11 protein-coding genes and 1 pseudogene are annotated in these 14,846 nt (G+C 73.1%); 9 read left to right on the plus strand and 3 right to left on the minus strand.

The annotated features are described in order from the left end of the window. From ACLU3S_RS30095 to nudC, 4 genes and pseudogenes are all read left to right on the plus strand, one after another. On the plus strand, window positions 1–1,499 hold a 1,499-nt coding region (locus tag ACLU3S_RS30095; protein WP_413955131.1), incomplete at its 5' end, for a PD-(D/E)XK nuclease family protein. Window positions 1,500–1,707: 208 nt separating this feature from the next. After that, window positions 1,708–5,454, plus strand: coding sequence for a UvrD-helicase domain-containing protein (locus ACLU3S_RS30100; RefSeq protein ID WP_413955132.1), 3,747 nt, complete (start codon window positions 1,708–1,710; stop codon window positions 5,452–5,454). A 52-nt stretch (window positions 5,455–5,506) separates the two neighbouring features. Beyond that, window positions 5,507–6,909: pseudogene (locus ACLU3S_RS30105) on the plus strand (dipeptidase). A gap of 140 nt (window positions 6,910–7,049) precedes the next feature. After that, on the plus strand, window positions 7,050–7,997 hold the full coding sequence (nudC, locus tag ACLU3S_RS30110) for an NAD(+) diphosphatase (protein WP_413955133.1): 948 nt from the start codon (window positions 7,050–7,052) through the stop codon (window positions 7,995–7,997). A 408-nt stretch (window positions 7,998–8,405) separates the two neighbouring features. Here the strand turns inward: nudC and ACLU3S_RS30115 are convergent, their stop codons facing one another. Next, on the minus strand, window positions 8,406–8,648 hold the full coding sequence (locus ACLU3S_RS30115) for a mycoredoxin (RefSeq protein ID WP_030649619.1): 243 nt from the start codon (window positions 8,646–8,648) through the stop codon (window positions 8,406–8,408). Window positions 8,649–8,810: 162 nt separating this feature from the next. On the opposite strand from ACLU3S_RS30115, the gene ACLU3S_RS30120 reads away from it, so the two are divergent. The 5 genes from ACLU3S_RS30120 to ACLU3S_RS30140 all read left to right on the plus strand — a co-directional run bounded on the left by ACLU3S_RS30120 (window position 8,811) and on the right by ACLU3S_RS30140 (window position 12,766). Then, window positions 8,811–11,063: an ATP-dependent DNA helicase UvrD2 gene (locus ACLU3S_RS30120; protein WP_413955134.1), complete on the plus strand. Its 2,253-nt coding sequence runs from the start codon at window positions 8,811–8,813 to the stop codon at window positions 11,061–11,063. Window positions 11,064–11,226: 163 nt separating this feature from the next. Then, window positions 11,227–11,547 (plus strand): hypothetical protein, encoded by a 321-nt coding sequence (locus ACLU3S_RS30125; RefSeq protein WP_413955135.1) that lies wholly within the window; start codon window positions 11,227–11,229, stop codon window positions 11,545–11,547. A 175-nt stretch (window positions 11,548–11,722) separates the two neighbouring features. Continuing rightward, a complete protein-coding gene (locus tag ACLU3S_RS30130; protein ID WP_023546912.1) occupies window positions 11,723–12,091 on the plus strand; it encodes a WhiB family transcriptional regulator in 369 nt (122 codons plus the stop codon). Then, on the plus strand, window positions 12,088–12,411 hold the full coding sequence (locus tag ACLU3S_RS30135; protein WP_413955136.1) for a hypothetical protein: 324 nt from the start codon (window positions 12,088–12,090) through the stop codon (window positions 12,409–12,411). The genes ACLU3S_RS30130 and ACLU3S_RS30135 overlap by 4 nt, the downstream gene beginning before the upstream one ends. A gap of 139 nt (window positions 12,412–12,550) precedes the next feature. Beyond that, the gene (locus ACLU3S_RS30140) at window positions 12,551–12,766 is read left to right on the plus strand and encodes a hypothetical protein (RefSeq protein WP_413955137.1); all 216 of its coding nucleotides are present in this window, start codon (window positions 12,551–12,553) and stop codon (window positions 12,764–12,766) included. A 113-nt stretch (window positions 12,767–12,879) separates the two neighbouring features. Here ACLU3S_RS30140 and ACLU3S_RS30145 read toward each other — a convergent pair whose 3' ends face one another. Together ACLU3S_RS30145 and ACLU3S_RS30150 are read right to left on the minus strand one after the other, a co-directional pair. Further along, entirely contained in the window at window positions 12,880–14,250 is a 1,371-nt protein-coding gene (locus ACLU3S_RS30145) for an ABC1 kinase family protein (protein ID WP_413955138.1), read from the minus strand. Further along, window positions 14,243–14,846, minus strand: a 604-nt coding sequence (locus ACLU3S_RS30150) for a TOMM precursor leader peptide-binding protein (RefSeq protein WP_413955139.1), incomplete at its 5' end; no start/stop codon positions are given. The genes ACLU3S_RS30150 and ACLU3S_RS30145, both read right to left, overlap by 8 nt.

Consider the following 14,846-nt stretch of genomic DNA (forward strand, 5'->3'; position numbering starts at 1 on the left):
TGGACGCCGTATGCGCGCTGTTCGCCACCGCCGCGCGCGCCGAGGAGCGCACCGGTGGCCGGGGCGCCCTCAACTTCCTGGAGGAGATCGAGGCCGAGGACATCGCCGCCGACACCCTCACCCGCCGCGCGGTACGCCCCGACGCCGTACGGCTGATGACCGCGCACCGCGCCAAGGGCCTGGAGTGGCGGCTGGTCGTCGTCGCCGGCGTCCAGGAGGGACTCTGGCCCGACCTGCGCCGCCGCGGCTCGCTGCTGGAGGCCGACCGCATCGGCCGCGACGGACTCGCCGAACCGCTCACCCCGGGCGCGCTGCTCGCCGAGGAGCGCCGCCTGTTCTACGTCGCCGCCACGCGCGCGCGTGAACGCCTCGTGGTGACCGCCGTCAAGGCACCGGCCGACGACGGCGACCAGCCCTCCCGGTTCCTGACCGAACTGGGCGTCGAACCCAAGGACGTCACCGGCCGGCCCCGCCGCCCGCTGTCCGTGGCCGCGCTCGTCGCCGAGCTGCGCGCCACCACCGTCGACCCGCGCGCCTCCGCCGCCCTGCGCGAGGCCGCCGCCCGCCGGCTGGCCCGGCTCGCCGCGCTCGCCGACGAGGACGGCCGACCCCTGGTGCCGTCCGCGCACCCCTACCGCTGGTGGGGCATGTTCGAGCCGACCGAGAGCAAGGTGCCGCTGCGCAACCGCGACCAGCCCGTCGTGCTCTCCGGCAGCGCCCTCGACCAGCTCGCCAACACCTGTGCGCTGCAGTGGTTCCTGGGGCGCGAGGTGAAGGCCGACGCGCCCGCCACCACCGCGCAGGGTTTCGGCAACGTCGTCCACGTCCTCGCCGACGAGGTCGCCTCCGGCCGTACCCCGGCGGATCTGGACGTCCTGATGGAACGCCTGGACTCGGTGTGGAACGCGCTCGCCTTCGACGCGCCCTGGAAGTCCCGGCAGGAGAAGGACAACGCGCGCGCGGCGCTCGAACGCTTCCTGAACTGGCACGTGCTGAACCGCGTCGGCCGCACTCCCGTCGCCAGCGAGCAGGACTTCGACGTCACCCTGGAGGCCGGCGACTACCAGGTTCGCATCCGCGGCCAGATGGACCGCGTCGAGACGGACGCCGAGGGCCGCGCCTACGTGGTCGATTTCAAGACCGGCAAACAGGCGCCCACCGCCGCGGAGGTGGCCCGCCACCCCCAGCTCGCCGTCTACCAGCTCGCCCTGCGCGAGGGCGCCGTCGACACCGCCTTCGACGGCGCGCGTCCCGAGCCGGGCGGCGCCGAACTGGTCCACCTCAGACAGGGCGCCGCCAAGCGCGACGGCGGCGACCTTCTGCCCAAGGTGCAGACCCAGGAGCCGCTGTCGGGGGAGTGGGTCGGCGAGCTGCTCGCCACCGCCGCCGGGAAGGTCCTCGACGAGCGGTTCACACCGAGCACCGGCCAGCACTGCACCCACTGCGCGTTCCGCGCCTCGTGCAGCGCACGGCCCGAGGGACGCCATGTCGTGGAGTGACATGAGGCGGACCAGGCGTACGGCCGCGCGGCCGTGAGCGGTCACGCGGCCGCCGGCCACGAAGCGGTGTCCGGCGCGCAGCCGTACGCGGCGGAGTGACCTTCGGCACCCCAGGCATCCACCGTCACAGCCGCTGACGTGCGTCTCTTCCGTCACGGGCGGCCGAGCCGCGCCCGGCTGTCAGTGCCCGCCGCTAGCCTTTTCCGACATGCCCGCCCGTATCACCGATCCCGAGCAGCTCAAGGAGCTCCTCGGCATCCCGTTCACCCCGGAGCAGACGGCCTGCATCACCGCGCCGCCCGCCCCACAGGTGATCGTCGCCGGAGCCGGGTCGGGCAAGACCACCGTGATGGCGGCCCGCGTGGTCTGGCTGGTCGGCACCGGACAGGTCGCCCCCGAACAGGTCCTCGGCCTCACCTTCACCAACAAGGCCGCGGGCGAACTGGCCGAGCGCGTCCGCAAGGCCCTGGTCAAGGCCGGCGTCACCGACCCGGACGCCCTCCCGTCACCCGACCACACCGCCTCAACGACAGCGCTTCGCGCCGACCCCTTCTGGCCGGACCCGGACAACCCTCCGGGCGAGCCGGTCATCTCCACGTACCACGCCTTCGCCGGCCGCCTGCTCACCGACCACGGCCTGCGCATCGGCCTGGAACCCACCTCCCGCCTCCTGGCCGACGCCACCCGCTACCAGCTCGCCGCACGCGTGCTGCGCGAGGCCCCAGGCCCCTACCCGGCCCTGACCCGCTCCTTCGCCGACCTCGTCAGCGACCTGCTCGCCCTCGACTCAGAACTCGCCGAACACCTCGTCGACCCCGAGCACCTGCGCGCCTGGGACGCGGACCTGCTGAGCACGCTGGAGGGCGCCAAGCTCACCAACGCCGACCTGCGCAAGGTCCCCGAGGCCGCCGCCGCCCGCCGGGAACTCGCCGACCTCGTCCAGCGCTACCGGGCCGCCAAACGCGAACGCGACCTGCTCGACTTCGGCGACCAGATCGCCCTGTCCGCACGCCTCGCCGCCATCCCCGAGGTGGGCCGCCTGCTGCGCGAGGAGTTCCGCGTGGTGCTCCTGGACGAGTACCAGGACACCTCCGTCGCCCAACGCGTCCTGCTCGCGGGCCTGTTCGGCGAGGGCACCGGCCACCCGGTCACCGCCGTCGGCGACCCCTGCCAGGCCATCTACGGCTGGCGCGGCGCCTCCGTCGCCAACCTCGACGACTTCCCACGGCACTTCGCCCACGCCGACGGCCGCCCCGCCACCCGGCAGGCCCTCAGCGAGAACCGCCGCAGCGGCGGCCGCCTCCTCGACCTCGCCAACGGCCTCGCCGAGCCGCTGCGCGCCATGCACGCGGGCGTGGAGGCCCTCCGGCCGGCCTCCGGCGCCGAGTACGACGGCATGGTCCGCTGCGCCCTGCTGCGCACCCACGCCGAGGAGATCGACTGGCTCGCCGACTCGATCGCCCACCTGGTGCGCACCGGCACCGCCCCCGCCGAGATCGCCGTCCTGTGCCGCACGGCCACCGACTTCGCCGAGATCCAGGGCGCCCTCGTCGCCCGGGACGTTCCCGTCGAGGTGGTCGGCCTGTCCGGGCTGCTGCACCTGCCCGAGGTCGCCGACCTCGTCGCCGTCTGCGAGGTGCTGCAGGACCCCGGCGCCAACGCGGCCCTGGTGCGCCTGCTGACCGGTCCCCGCTGGCGCATCGGCCCCCGCGACCTCGCCCTGCTGGGCCGCCGCGCCCGTCTGCTGGTCGCCCACGCGCGCGTGGACGGCAGCGACGACCCGGACCGCAGGCTCGCCGCGGCCGTGGAAGGCGTCGACCCGGCCGAGGTGATATCGCTCGCGGACGCCCTCGACACCTTCCTCGAAGCCCCCATGGAAGGCGACGCGGACGACGACGGCTTGCCGTTCTCCCCGGACGCGCGCGTGCGCTTCGCCCGCCTCGCCGCCGAACTGCGCGACCTGCGCCGCTCGCTGTCCGACCCGCTGATGGACGTCCTGCACCGCGTCCTCGCCGTCACCGGCCTCGAGGTGGAACTGTCCGCGTCCCCGCACGCGCTCGCCGCACGCCGCCGGGAGACCCTGTCCAACTTCCTGGACGTCGCCGCGTCCTTCGCGGCGAGCGACGGCGAGGCCACCCTGCTCGCCTTCCTCGGCTTCCTGCGCACCGCCGCCCAGTACGAAAAGGGCCTCGACAACGCCCTGCCCGGCGGCGAGAACACGGTCAAGGTGCTCACCGCCCACAAGTCCAAGGGCCTGGAGTGGGACGTCGTCGCCGTCCCCGGACTGGTCGACGGCACCTTTCCGAGCGCCCAGGGCCGCGAGAAGTGGACCGCGCAGGCCAAGGTGCTGCCGCACCCGCTGCGCGGCGACGCCGCCACCCTGCCCGACATCGACAGCTGGGACGCGCGCGGCATGAAGGCCTTCCACGAGGCCATGAAGGACCACCAGCACACCGAGGAACTCCGCCTCGGCTACGTCACCTTCACCCGCCCCCGCTCCCTCCTCCTCGGCTCCGGCCACTGGTGGGGGCCCAGCCAGAAGAAACCGCGCGGCCCCTCCGACTTCCTCCAGGCGCTGTACGACCACTGCGCCGCCGGTCACGGCGAGATCGAGGCGTGGGCGGAACAGCCCGCCGAGGACGAGGAGAACCCGGCCCTGCACACGGCCGGCGCCGACCAGGTCTGGCCGCTGCCACTCGACGACGCGGCCCTGGCCCGCCGCCGCGCCGCCGCCGAGACGGTCCTCGCCCACCTGGACGACCTCGCCGCCCAGGACGGCCCCCCGCCGGCCACCCACGACCCCGCCGCCTTCGAGGACCCCGACTGGCCCCCGCCACCGGAGGACGCGGACCCCTACGGCGAGTACGACGCTGAGCACCTCTACGACGACGAGGCCGCCGCGCCCCACCCGGACGAGCCGCCGTACGACGACGTGTCCCACGCGGACGAGCCGCGGTACGCCGACGAGACTGTCGCGCCCCACCCGGACGAGCCGAGATACGACGACGTGTCCCACTCGGACGAGCCGCCGTACGCCGATGAGGCCGCCGCGTCCCACCCGGACGAGCCCGCCGACCGGGACACCTGGAGCGCCGGCCGGCCCACCGTCCCCCACCAGGCGCCCGCACCCACCGCACACCCGCGCACCGCCGAGCCGGAGCGGTTGGCTCTCACCCCCGAAGAGGCGCGTCTCGTCGCCTCCTGGGACCGCGACCTGGACGCGCTCACCGGAGAACTGCTGCGCGCCCGCAGGACCGTCACCGACGTGCCCCTGCCCGCCGGCCTGACCGCGTCCCAGCTGCTGCGCCTCGCCAAGGACCCGGACGGGCTCGCACAGGAACTCGCGCGCCCCATGCCGCGCCCGCCGCAGCCGGCCGCGCGCCGCGGCACCCGCTTCCACGCCTGGGTCGAAGCCCGCTACGAGGAGCTGTCACTGCCCCTGCTGGAGCCGGAGGAGCTGCCCGGCAGCGACGCGGAGATCGCCGACGAAAGCGACCTGGAAGCCCTGAAGGAAGCCTTCGAACGCACCGAGTACGCCCGGCGCACCCCCTACCGCGTCGAGGCGCCCTTCCAGCTCTCCCTCGCCGGGCGCGTCGTCCGCGGGCGCATCGACGCCGTGTACCGGCACGGCGACGGGGCGGCCGCCACGTACGAGATCGTGGACTGGAAGACCGGCCGCGCCCACACCGGCGACCCGCTCCAGCTCGCCGTGTACCGGCTGGCCTGGGCCGAGCAGCAGGGCGTCCCGCTCGACGCGGTCACCGCCGCCTTCCTGTACGTGCGCAGCGGCGAGGTCGTCCGCCCCCGGAACCTGCCGGACCGGGCCGCGCTGGAGCGGCTGCTCAGGGGAGAGCCGCAGGCAGCACCCGGCGCGGCCGAGGCGGAGAGGGCACCCGGCGCACCGGAAACGGAAGGAGCACCCGGCGCAATCGAAGCGCTACCACGCGGAACCTGAGTGTGACGAACCTCCGCCGGCGACGCCGGCGCGGGCCGATAGGCTCGAGTGCATGAGCCAGACCCCGGACAGCGCCGTCCGCACGTACATCGAGCAGCACCGCACCGCCTTCCTCGCCGACCTCACCGCATGGCTGCGCATCCCCTCCGTGTCCGCCCAGCCCGACCACGCGCCCGACGTGCGGCGCAGCGCCGACTGGCTCGCCGCCAAGCTGAAGGAGACCGGCTTCCCGACCGTCGAGGTCTGGCCCACCCCCGGCGCCCCCGCCGTCTACGCCGAGTGGCCCTCCGACGACCCGCAGGCGCCCACCGTGCTCGTCTACGGCCACCACGACGTGCAGCCCGCCGCCCGCGAGGACGGCTGGGACAGCGAGCCGTTCGAACCGGTCGTCCGGGAGAACCGCCTGTACGCGCGCGGGGCCGCCGACGACAAAGGACAGGTGTTCTTCCACACACTCGGCGTCCGCGCCCACCTCGCCGCCACCGGCCGCACCGCCCCCGCGGTCAACCTGAAGCTGCTGATCGAGGGCGAGGAGGAATCCGGCTCCCCGCACTTGCGGTCCCTGGTGGAGCAGCGGGCCGAGCGGCTCGCCGCCGACGCCGTGATCGTCTCCGACACCGGCATGTGGGCCGAGGACATCCCGACGGTGTGCACCGGCATGCGCGGCCTCGCCGAGTGCGAGATCCGGCTCCACGGCCCCGACCAGGACATCCACTCCGGATCCTTCGGCGGAGCCGTCCCCAACCCGGCCACCGCCGCCGCGCGCCTCGTCGCGGCCCTCCACGACGAGCACGCGCGCGTGGCGATCCCCGGCTTCTACGACGGCATCGTCGAGCTCACCGACCGCGAACGCGAACTGTTCGCCGAACTGCCCTTCGACGAGCAGCGGTGGCTGGTCACCGCCAGGTCCCACGCCACCCACGGCGAGGCCGGACACACCACCCTCGAGCGGATCTGGGCCCGCCCCACCGCCGAGGTCAACGGCATCGGCGGCGGCTACCAGGGCCCCGGCAGCAAGACGATCATCCCGTCCTCCGCCATGGTGAAGCTGTCCTTCCGGCTGGTCGCCGGACGAACCCCGACCACATCGAGAAGGCCGTCCGCGCCTGGGCCGCCGAGCAGGTGCCCGCCGGGATCCGGCAGGAGATCGCCTTCGGCTCCGCCACCCGGCCCTGCCTGACCCCGCTCGACCACCCCGCCCTGCGGTCCCTGACCCGCGCCATGAGCCGGGCCTTCCAGAGCCCGGTCCGCTTCACCCGCGAGGGCGGCTCCGGACCCGCCGCCGACCTGCAGGAAGTCCTCGGCGCCCCCGTGCTCTTCCTGGGCATCTCCGTCCCCTCCGACGGCTGGCACGCCCCCAACGAGAAGGTCGAACTGGACCTCCTCCTCAAGGGCGTCGAGACCAGCGCCTACCTGTGGGGCGACCTCGCCGACGCCTGGCGGGCCGCGCCCTGACCGGCCGGCGCCACACGGAAGCGCATCGCACGCGGGGGCACACTGGAGAAACCGCCCCACCGTCCCGCCCGGGCCCGTCCTACGACCCGCCGAACCGCCGCCCGACCGAAAACGCCGTACTGGGGGAGTTGGAAGCACCCGTGACCACCACCTGCACCGACCACACAGCCGACCGACCCATCTCGCTGACCGCCCCGAGCGGCATCGACCGCGCCGCCCACCACCGGCTGGACGAGGCCTGGCTCGCGGCGGCGTGGAGCCACCCCACGACCCGCTGCTTCGTGGTCTCCGGCGGCCAGGTGCTCATCGACGAGACCCCCGACGGCCGGACCGAACTCGTCATGACGCCGTCCTTCGAGGCCCCCCTCACCGAGGCGCACCGCTACTTCCTCGGCATCGACGAGGAAGGCGTGGCCTACTTCGCCCTCCAGAAGGACGCGCTGCCCGGCCGCATCGACCAGTCCGCGCGCCCGGCGGGCCTGCGCGAGGCGGGCCTGCTGCTGTCGCCGCGCGACGCCGGGCTCATGGTGCACGCCGTCGGCCTGGAGAACTGGCAACGCACCCACCGCTTCTGCTCCCGCTGCGGCGAGCGCACCGTCATTGCCGCCGCCGGCCACATCCGTCGCTGCCCCGCCTGCGGCGCCGAGCACTACCCGCGCACCGACCCGGCCGTGATCATGGCCGTCACCGACGAGGACGACCGCATCCTCCTCGGCCGCCAGGTCCACTGGCCCGAGGGCCGCTTCTCCACGCTCGCCGGCTTCGTCGAACCCGGCGAGTCCATCGAGCACGCGGTGCGCCGCGAGGTGTCCGAGGAGGTCGGCGTCGCCGTAGGCCCCGTCGAGTACGTCGCCAGCCAGCCCTGGCCCTTCCCGTCCAGCCTGATGCTCGGCTTCATGGCCCGTGCCACCTCCACCGAGATCGACGTCGACGGCGACGAGATCCACGAGGCCCGCTGGTTCTCCCGGGAGGAACTCCACCAGGCCTTCGAGTCCGGCGACGTGCTGCCGCCCTACGGCATCTCCATCGCCGCCCGACTGATCGAGATGTGGTACGGCAAGCCGCTGCCGGTGCGCAGCTCCGTCTGAGGCGGCACGGCGGCCGGGCGGCCGGTACGGGAGCATCCGGCCCGTCTCGCCCGGCGGTCCGCTGATCGTCGTCGCGACCGGCCCCCGACCACACCGTCCTGGGCCAGGCGAACAGCGGCCGCGGGGTACCGGCGAGCCGCCTCCGCGCCCGCCTGCACGGGCGGCAGGCGCGGTGCGGCCGACATACCCCGCAGAACCCGCCCCCGTGCTGGAAGCAGGTCCGCGCGGCCGCCCGCCGACTCCTGCCGGGCTGCCGCCTACCGGCGACGGCTCCTGTGACGCGACACCGCGGTACGGGACACGACACCCGAGAGGACACAGCGGAGCCCGCCCGAGAGGACACAGCGGAGCGGCCCCCGACGCATCGGGGGCCGCTCTGCTGCGATCACCGCGGCAAACCGCGGAACATCACGCGGCGAGCTTCTGCTTCACCTGAGCCAGCGACGGGTTGGTCAGCGTGCTGCCGTCCGCGAAGAGCACGGTCGGGACCGTCTGGTTTCCGCCATTCGCCTTCTCCACGAAGGCCGCGGACTCGGGGTCCTGCTCGATGTTGATCTCGGTGTAGGCGATGCCCTCCCGGTCCAGCTGGCTCTTCAGCCGCCGGCAGTAACCGCACCAAGTCGTGCTGTACATCGTCACAGTTCCCTGCATGTCTCTCGCGCTCCTCAGGCAGCTCGGAAAACGTCGTCCAGGGGGTGAACGTAAGCCACCCGCCCCCCATTCCCGTAGGGGGTATGCGCCGCCACCCGCCCCCCATTCCCGTAGGGGGTATGCGCCGCGACTGTGACACCTGCCGCATTAGTACGACAACCAATGTCCCCCTGTGGACAACCGGCACAGCCGTCCCGGACGACCTGGCAGCATGGCCGTGTGACAGCAGCAACGCACTCCACCCTTTTCCCGCAGGCACCCGAAACGGCCGACGCGGTGCTCGAAGGGCTCGACCCCGAGCAGCGCGAGGTGGCCACCGCCCTGCACGGCCCGGTGTGCGTACTGGCCGGAGCGGGCACGGGCAAGACCCGGGCGATCACCCACCGCATCGCCTACGGCGTGCGCGCCGGCATCCTGCAGCCCTCCAGTGTGCTCGCCGTCACCTTCACCAACCGCGCCGCCGGAGAGATGCGCGGCCGGCTGCGCCAGCTCGGCGCCCACGGCGTCCAGGCCCGCACCTTCCACTCGGCCGCCCTGCGCCAGCTGCAGTACTTCTGGCCGAAAGCCATCGGCGGCGGCATGCCCCGGCTCGTCGACCGCAAGATCCAGCTCGTCGCCGACGCAGCCGCCGCCCTCGGCACCAGGCTCGACCGCAACGAGCTGCGCGACGTCACCGCCGAGATCGAATGGTCCAAGGTCACCCAGACCATCCCCGCCGACTACCCCTACGCGGCTGCGAAGGCCGGCCGCGAGGCACCCCGCGACCCCGCCGAGATCGCGCACCTCTACGCGGCTTACGAAGACCTCAAACGCGACCGCGCCGTGATCGACTTCGAGGACGTCCTGCTGCTGACCGTCGCCATCCTCCAGGACCGGCACGACGTCGCCGAACAGGTCCGCGCCCAGTACCAGCACTTCGTCGTCGACGAATACCAGGACGTCAGCCCCCTGCAGCAGCGGCTCCTGGACCTGTGGCTCGGCGAGCGCGACAGCCTGTGCGTCGTCGGCGACGCCAGCCAGACGATCTACTCGTTCACCGGCGCAACGCCCGACCACCTCCTCGACTTCCGCCTCCGCCATCCCGGCGCCACCGTCGTCAAACTCGTGCGCGACTACCGTTCCACCCCCCAGGTCGTCCACCTCGCCAACGGCCTGCTCGCCCAGGCCCGCGGCCGCGCCGCCGACCACCGGCTGGAACTGGTCTCCCAGCGCCCCGCCGGCCCCGAACCCGTCTACACCGAGTACACCGACGAGCCCGCCGAGGCCGAGGGCGCGGCCCGCCGCATCCGCGAACTCATCGACGCGGGCGTGCCCGCCGCCGAGATCGCCGTCCTGTTCCGCACGAACTCCCAGTCCGAGACCTACGAGCAGGCACTCGCCGACGCCGGCGTCCCCTACCAACTGCGCGGCGCCGAGCGCTTCTTCGACCGGCCCGAGGTGCGCAAGGCCGGCATCGCCCTGCGCGGCGCCGCCCGCTTCGGCGGCAACGACTCCCTCCTCGACGACGCCGTCGACCTGCCCTCCCAGGTGCGTGCCGTCCTGTCCGGAGAAGGCTGGACCACCGAGCCACCGGCCGGCTCCGGCGCCGTCAGAGAGCGCTGGGAATCCCTCGCCGCCCTCGTCAACCTCGCCCACGACCTCGCCGCCGCCAGGCCCGGCGCCACCCTCGGCGACTTCGTGACGGAACTGGACGAGCGGGCGAACGCCCAGCACGCCCCGACCGTCCAGGGCGTCACCCTCGCCTCCCTGCACGCCGCCAAGGGCCTCGAGTGGGACGTCGTCTTCCTGGTCGGCATCGCCGAGGGCATGCTGCCCATCACCTACGCCCGGACGGACGAGCAGATCGAGGAGGAACGCCGCCTCCTCTACGTCGGCGTCACCCGCGCCCGCGAGCGGCTCCACGTCTCCTGGGCCCTGTCCCGCTCACCCGGCGGCCGCCCCAACCGCAGACCCAGCCGCTTCCTCGACGGCCTGCGCCCCGGCACCGCCCCCACCGTCGGCCGCGGCGGCGCCGGCGCCGCCGGAGGCGTCGACCGCGGCAGCACCGGCGCCTCCGTCGCCGCCCCCCGGCGCACCCAGCGGACCCCCGCCCGTTGCCGGGTCTGCGGGCGCACCCTCACCGACGCGGGCGAGATGAAGCTGATGCGCTGCGAGGACTGCCCCTCCGACATGGACGAAGGACTCTACGAACGGCTGCGGGAGTGGCGTGCCGTCCAGGCCGAGCGCAGCGGGCAGCCGGACTTCTGCGTCTTCACCGACCGCACCCTCATGGCCATCGCCGAGGCACGTCCCGAGAACCCCGCCGAACTCTCCCGCATCCCCGGCGTCCTCAGCCGCAAGCTGCGCAGCTACGGAGCCGACGTACTGGCCATCTGCGCAGGCCAGGAGCCCGAGGAAGGCGATGAGGACGACTGATACGAACTCGTCGAAAAAATAGTTTGCGCCCGCCCCAGCAATCCCCATAGGTTCTAGGCACGGAAACAGCGGCCTTCTCCAAGGCGCCGATTCCGTGATGTACTTGCATACCCGAGCGGACCGGTTCACCCGGTCCCCGAGACGCCGAGAGGAGGCGAGTCCAGTGATCAGCATCAACATCAGCACCATCAGCACGGCCAAACTGACCGATCGCTCGGCCGTCTCCACGTGCATGCTCGGCGCCTCGCAGCAGGGCACCGGTCTGTCCGGCATCCGTGCCGTGCGTCCGGCGTCCTCCCTGTCTCTCGCGGGCCTTCCCGTCCGCGAGCGCAATGTGCGACCGACCAAGGCACTGGAAGCAGTAGTGGCACAGGCACACGCCTATGCCCTTGCGGCGGCCGGTGCCGGATTCCGGAAGCAGACGACGCAGCACCACCTGATGTGGGCCTTCCGTGGGCCAGAACCCTGGAGTGATCCAGCCTGATCGCCGATCAGGCCGGCGCCTTCAGGGCCGCGGAACCCCATCCGGGATCCGCGGCCCTTCTGTTTTCCCCGAACGGGGACGACAGAGCGAAGGGGCCTCGGGACAAGAAAAGAACCCGGTACCAAGCCGACACCCGGCCAACCGGCCGGACCCGACCAGACGAGGAAGACGAACCGTGCAACTCGAAGCGCACGCCCCGTCCGTACCGCCTTCACAGACGATCCCCCCGCCCGGCCTCACGGAGGACTCCACCTTGACCCCCCTCACCGCGCTCACCGCGCTCGACGACGCCATCGAGAACCTCGGTGTACCCGTCCCCTGCCGCTCCTACGACCCGGAGGTCTTCTTCGCGGAGTCGCCGGCGGACGTCGAATACGCCAAGTCCCTCTGCCGCACCTGCCCGCTGATCGAGGCCTGCCTCGCCGGCGCCAAGGAGCGGCGTGAGCCCTGGGGCGTCTGGGGTGGCGAGCTGTTCGTCCAGGGTGTCGTCGTCGCCCGGAAGCGGCCGCGTGGCCGCCCGCGGAAGAACCCGGTCACGGCATGAACACCGCAGGAACGATCGACCGCCCCCTCACGCACGACCCCCAGAAGCAGGCCCCGATGAAGCCGTCCACCAGCGAGCCCGCCGGCTCCGCGACCACAGACTTCACCACCAGCGGCGCGACCGAAGCGCGCCAGAACAGGACCCGAGAGATGCAACTCATGCAAGAAGCCCTGGCTCGTGCGCATATGCACGACCGACTCCATGACGCCGAGCGGGAACGCCGGGCCGTGCGCCTGGCCGTCGCCCAGCGCATGCAGCGCCGGGCCGAGCGCGCCTCGCTGCGCGCCCGCCGCGCGCTCGCCATGGCGGTCATGCAGTAACGATCACACCTGAGAAGCGGCGGCCTCCCGGCCCAGGGAGGCGATGTCCTTCTGCGCGGGGGCCGGTCCGGCCGAACGGACCGGCCCCCGCGGTGCGTTGTGCACGGCGATCGGCCGGTCATGGAGTTATCGTCAGCGGGTGACGAGTCTTCCCGGCGGAAGTGATCAGGGCGGCTCCACCATGGAGCACGGGCTGCCTCTGGTGTGCGCCCGCTGCGGCACCCCCGCCGCCGGCTCCCCGCCGGTCACCTGGACCTGCTCCGTGGAGAACGGCATCCGCCAGTACTTCTGCGACGCCTGCTCCCGGGAGAACCTGCGGGCGATCGAGGGGCGGCTGGACTCGGCGTGGTGGTGACTTCTCACCCCGGGCCCCCTCCCTCCCACGCCCGATGACCGCATCAGCCGCACGGACGCCGCGCGCGATGACCGCATCGGACGCACGGACGCACGGACGTGCGAACGCCAGGATCAGGCCTCCGCTGCCGGTTGCTCCTCCTCCGCGTCTGCTTCAGCGACGAACCCCGGGAGCCACTCCTCCAGTTCCTCGCGGAGCCGCACCGTGGCGCCCAGTTGGCACAGCACGCCGATGGTGCTCAGGGTCACCCGGTGGATCAGCAGATAGGCGGGCGGCAGGTTGAGCTGCTTGCCCAGCTGGTAGGCGGGGGACCGGGGGTCGGCGATGCGGGCCGCCTGGCTGCGCATCCAGGAACGGGTGAAGGTGAACGCGTCGACCCGGGCGGGCTCGATGATCGGCAGCAGATAGTCGAGGACCGCGTCGGGATCCAGCTCTATGGATTCCTTGACGAATCCCTCCGTGCACAGATGTTCGTAGACCGTCTCCGCGTCGCCGTCCAGCGTCAGCCGCAGGGAGATCCCGATCGGCGCCGGCAGGCCGCCGGGGAGCCGGTCGACCGTGCCGAAGTCGAGGACGCCGAGGCGCCAGTCGTCCTCACCGGCCGGGCCGCCGGGCAGCAGCCGGAAGTTGCCCGGATGCGGGTCGGCGTGCAGCAGGCCGGTGCGGGCCGGGCCCGAGAAGAGGAAGCGGGCCAGGAGCTGACCGGCACGGTCGCGCTGCACCTGGGTGCCGTCCGAGATGACCTCGGACAGCGGGAGGCCCTCGATCCACTCGGTGACCAGAACCTGGTCGCACTGGTGGACCACCGCCGGAACCACCACGTCCGGGTCGTCCGCGAACTCCTGCGCGTGCGCCGCCTGGGCCTGGGCCTCCAGGCCGTAGTCCAGCTCCTCGGAAACGCGGTCCCTCAGCTCCGCGATCAGCGGCTTGATGTCCATGCCGGGGATGAGCGGACCCAACAGCCGGGCGAACCGGCTCAGTTGGCCGAGGTCGGACAGCAGGGCCTCGCCGGCGCCCGGGTACTGCACCTTGACCGCCACCTCGCGGCCGTCGTGCCACACCGCGCGGTGCACCTGGCCGATGGAGGCCGCGGCCGCCGGCTTGTCCTCGAACTCCTCGAACAGGTCGCGCCAGTCCGGGCCCAGCCGCTCCTCCAGCACCGCGTGCACGGTACGGGTCGGCATCGGCGGGGCCGCCTCCTGCAGCTTGGTCAGGGCCGCGCGGTAGGGGCCGGCGATCTCCTCGGGCAGCGCGGACTCGAAGACGGACAGGGCCTGCCCGAACTTCATCGCCCCGCCCTTCAGCTCGCCGAGCACTTTGAACAGCTGCTCCGCCGTCCGCTGTTGCAGCTCCCGGCCGACGATCTCCGCGGACTCGCCCACGATCCGCTTGCCCAGCCCCCAGGTCGCCCGGCCGGCGAAGCCGAGCGGGAGCGCGGCGAGCTTGGCGGTACGGGTGACCGCCTTCCGGGGAAGATCAGACATGCGCCCTCCAGGTCCCAGTCGGCCGCGCCGCGCCTGCTTCGTGTGCCGGCTCCGTCGACGGCCGTTGCACCGCCATTGTCGCGCGTCGCCGGCCGTCGGTTGAGGAGTGCTCTCCCTTGGCTCTGTCCGCCGCACCGCAGCCGCATGCCGGATGGGGCCAGACCGGGCGGGAATGCCAGTTCAGGCCGGGTAGGGACACCTCCCAGCGGGCTCCTGTGCTCGACGGCGATCCGCCGTCGAGGAAGACCAGGGCGTGTGCCGCGGCCAGTCCGGCGACCGCGGTGGACAGGGTCAGGTCGCAGGCGCCGACCTGGCGGGCCCGGCCGGAGCGCCACTGGGCGATCAGCCGGGGCCAGGCGGGGTCCCGGTCCGTGCGGTCCTCGTGCAGGCAGCCGGCGCAGGCCGACTCGCCGGGCAGGACGAGCGGGCCGACGACGCCCGTTCCCTCCACGACGCCCGCGTACAGGTGGGGTGTGCCGGAGGCCATGAGGGGCTCGGCGGCGCGTGGATCCGGCGCGTGCACGGCGACGTCGTCGCGCGGTGTGATGATCACCAGGGAGAGCCCGGGTTCGACGGCGCCGGATCCGGGGGAGTGG

Source organism: Streptomyces sp. AF1A, from assembly GCF_047340315.1.
Classification (GTDB): domain Bacteria; phylum Actinomycetota; class Actinomycetes; order Streptomycetales; family Streptomycetaceae; genus Streptomyces.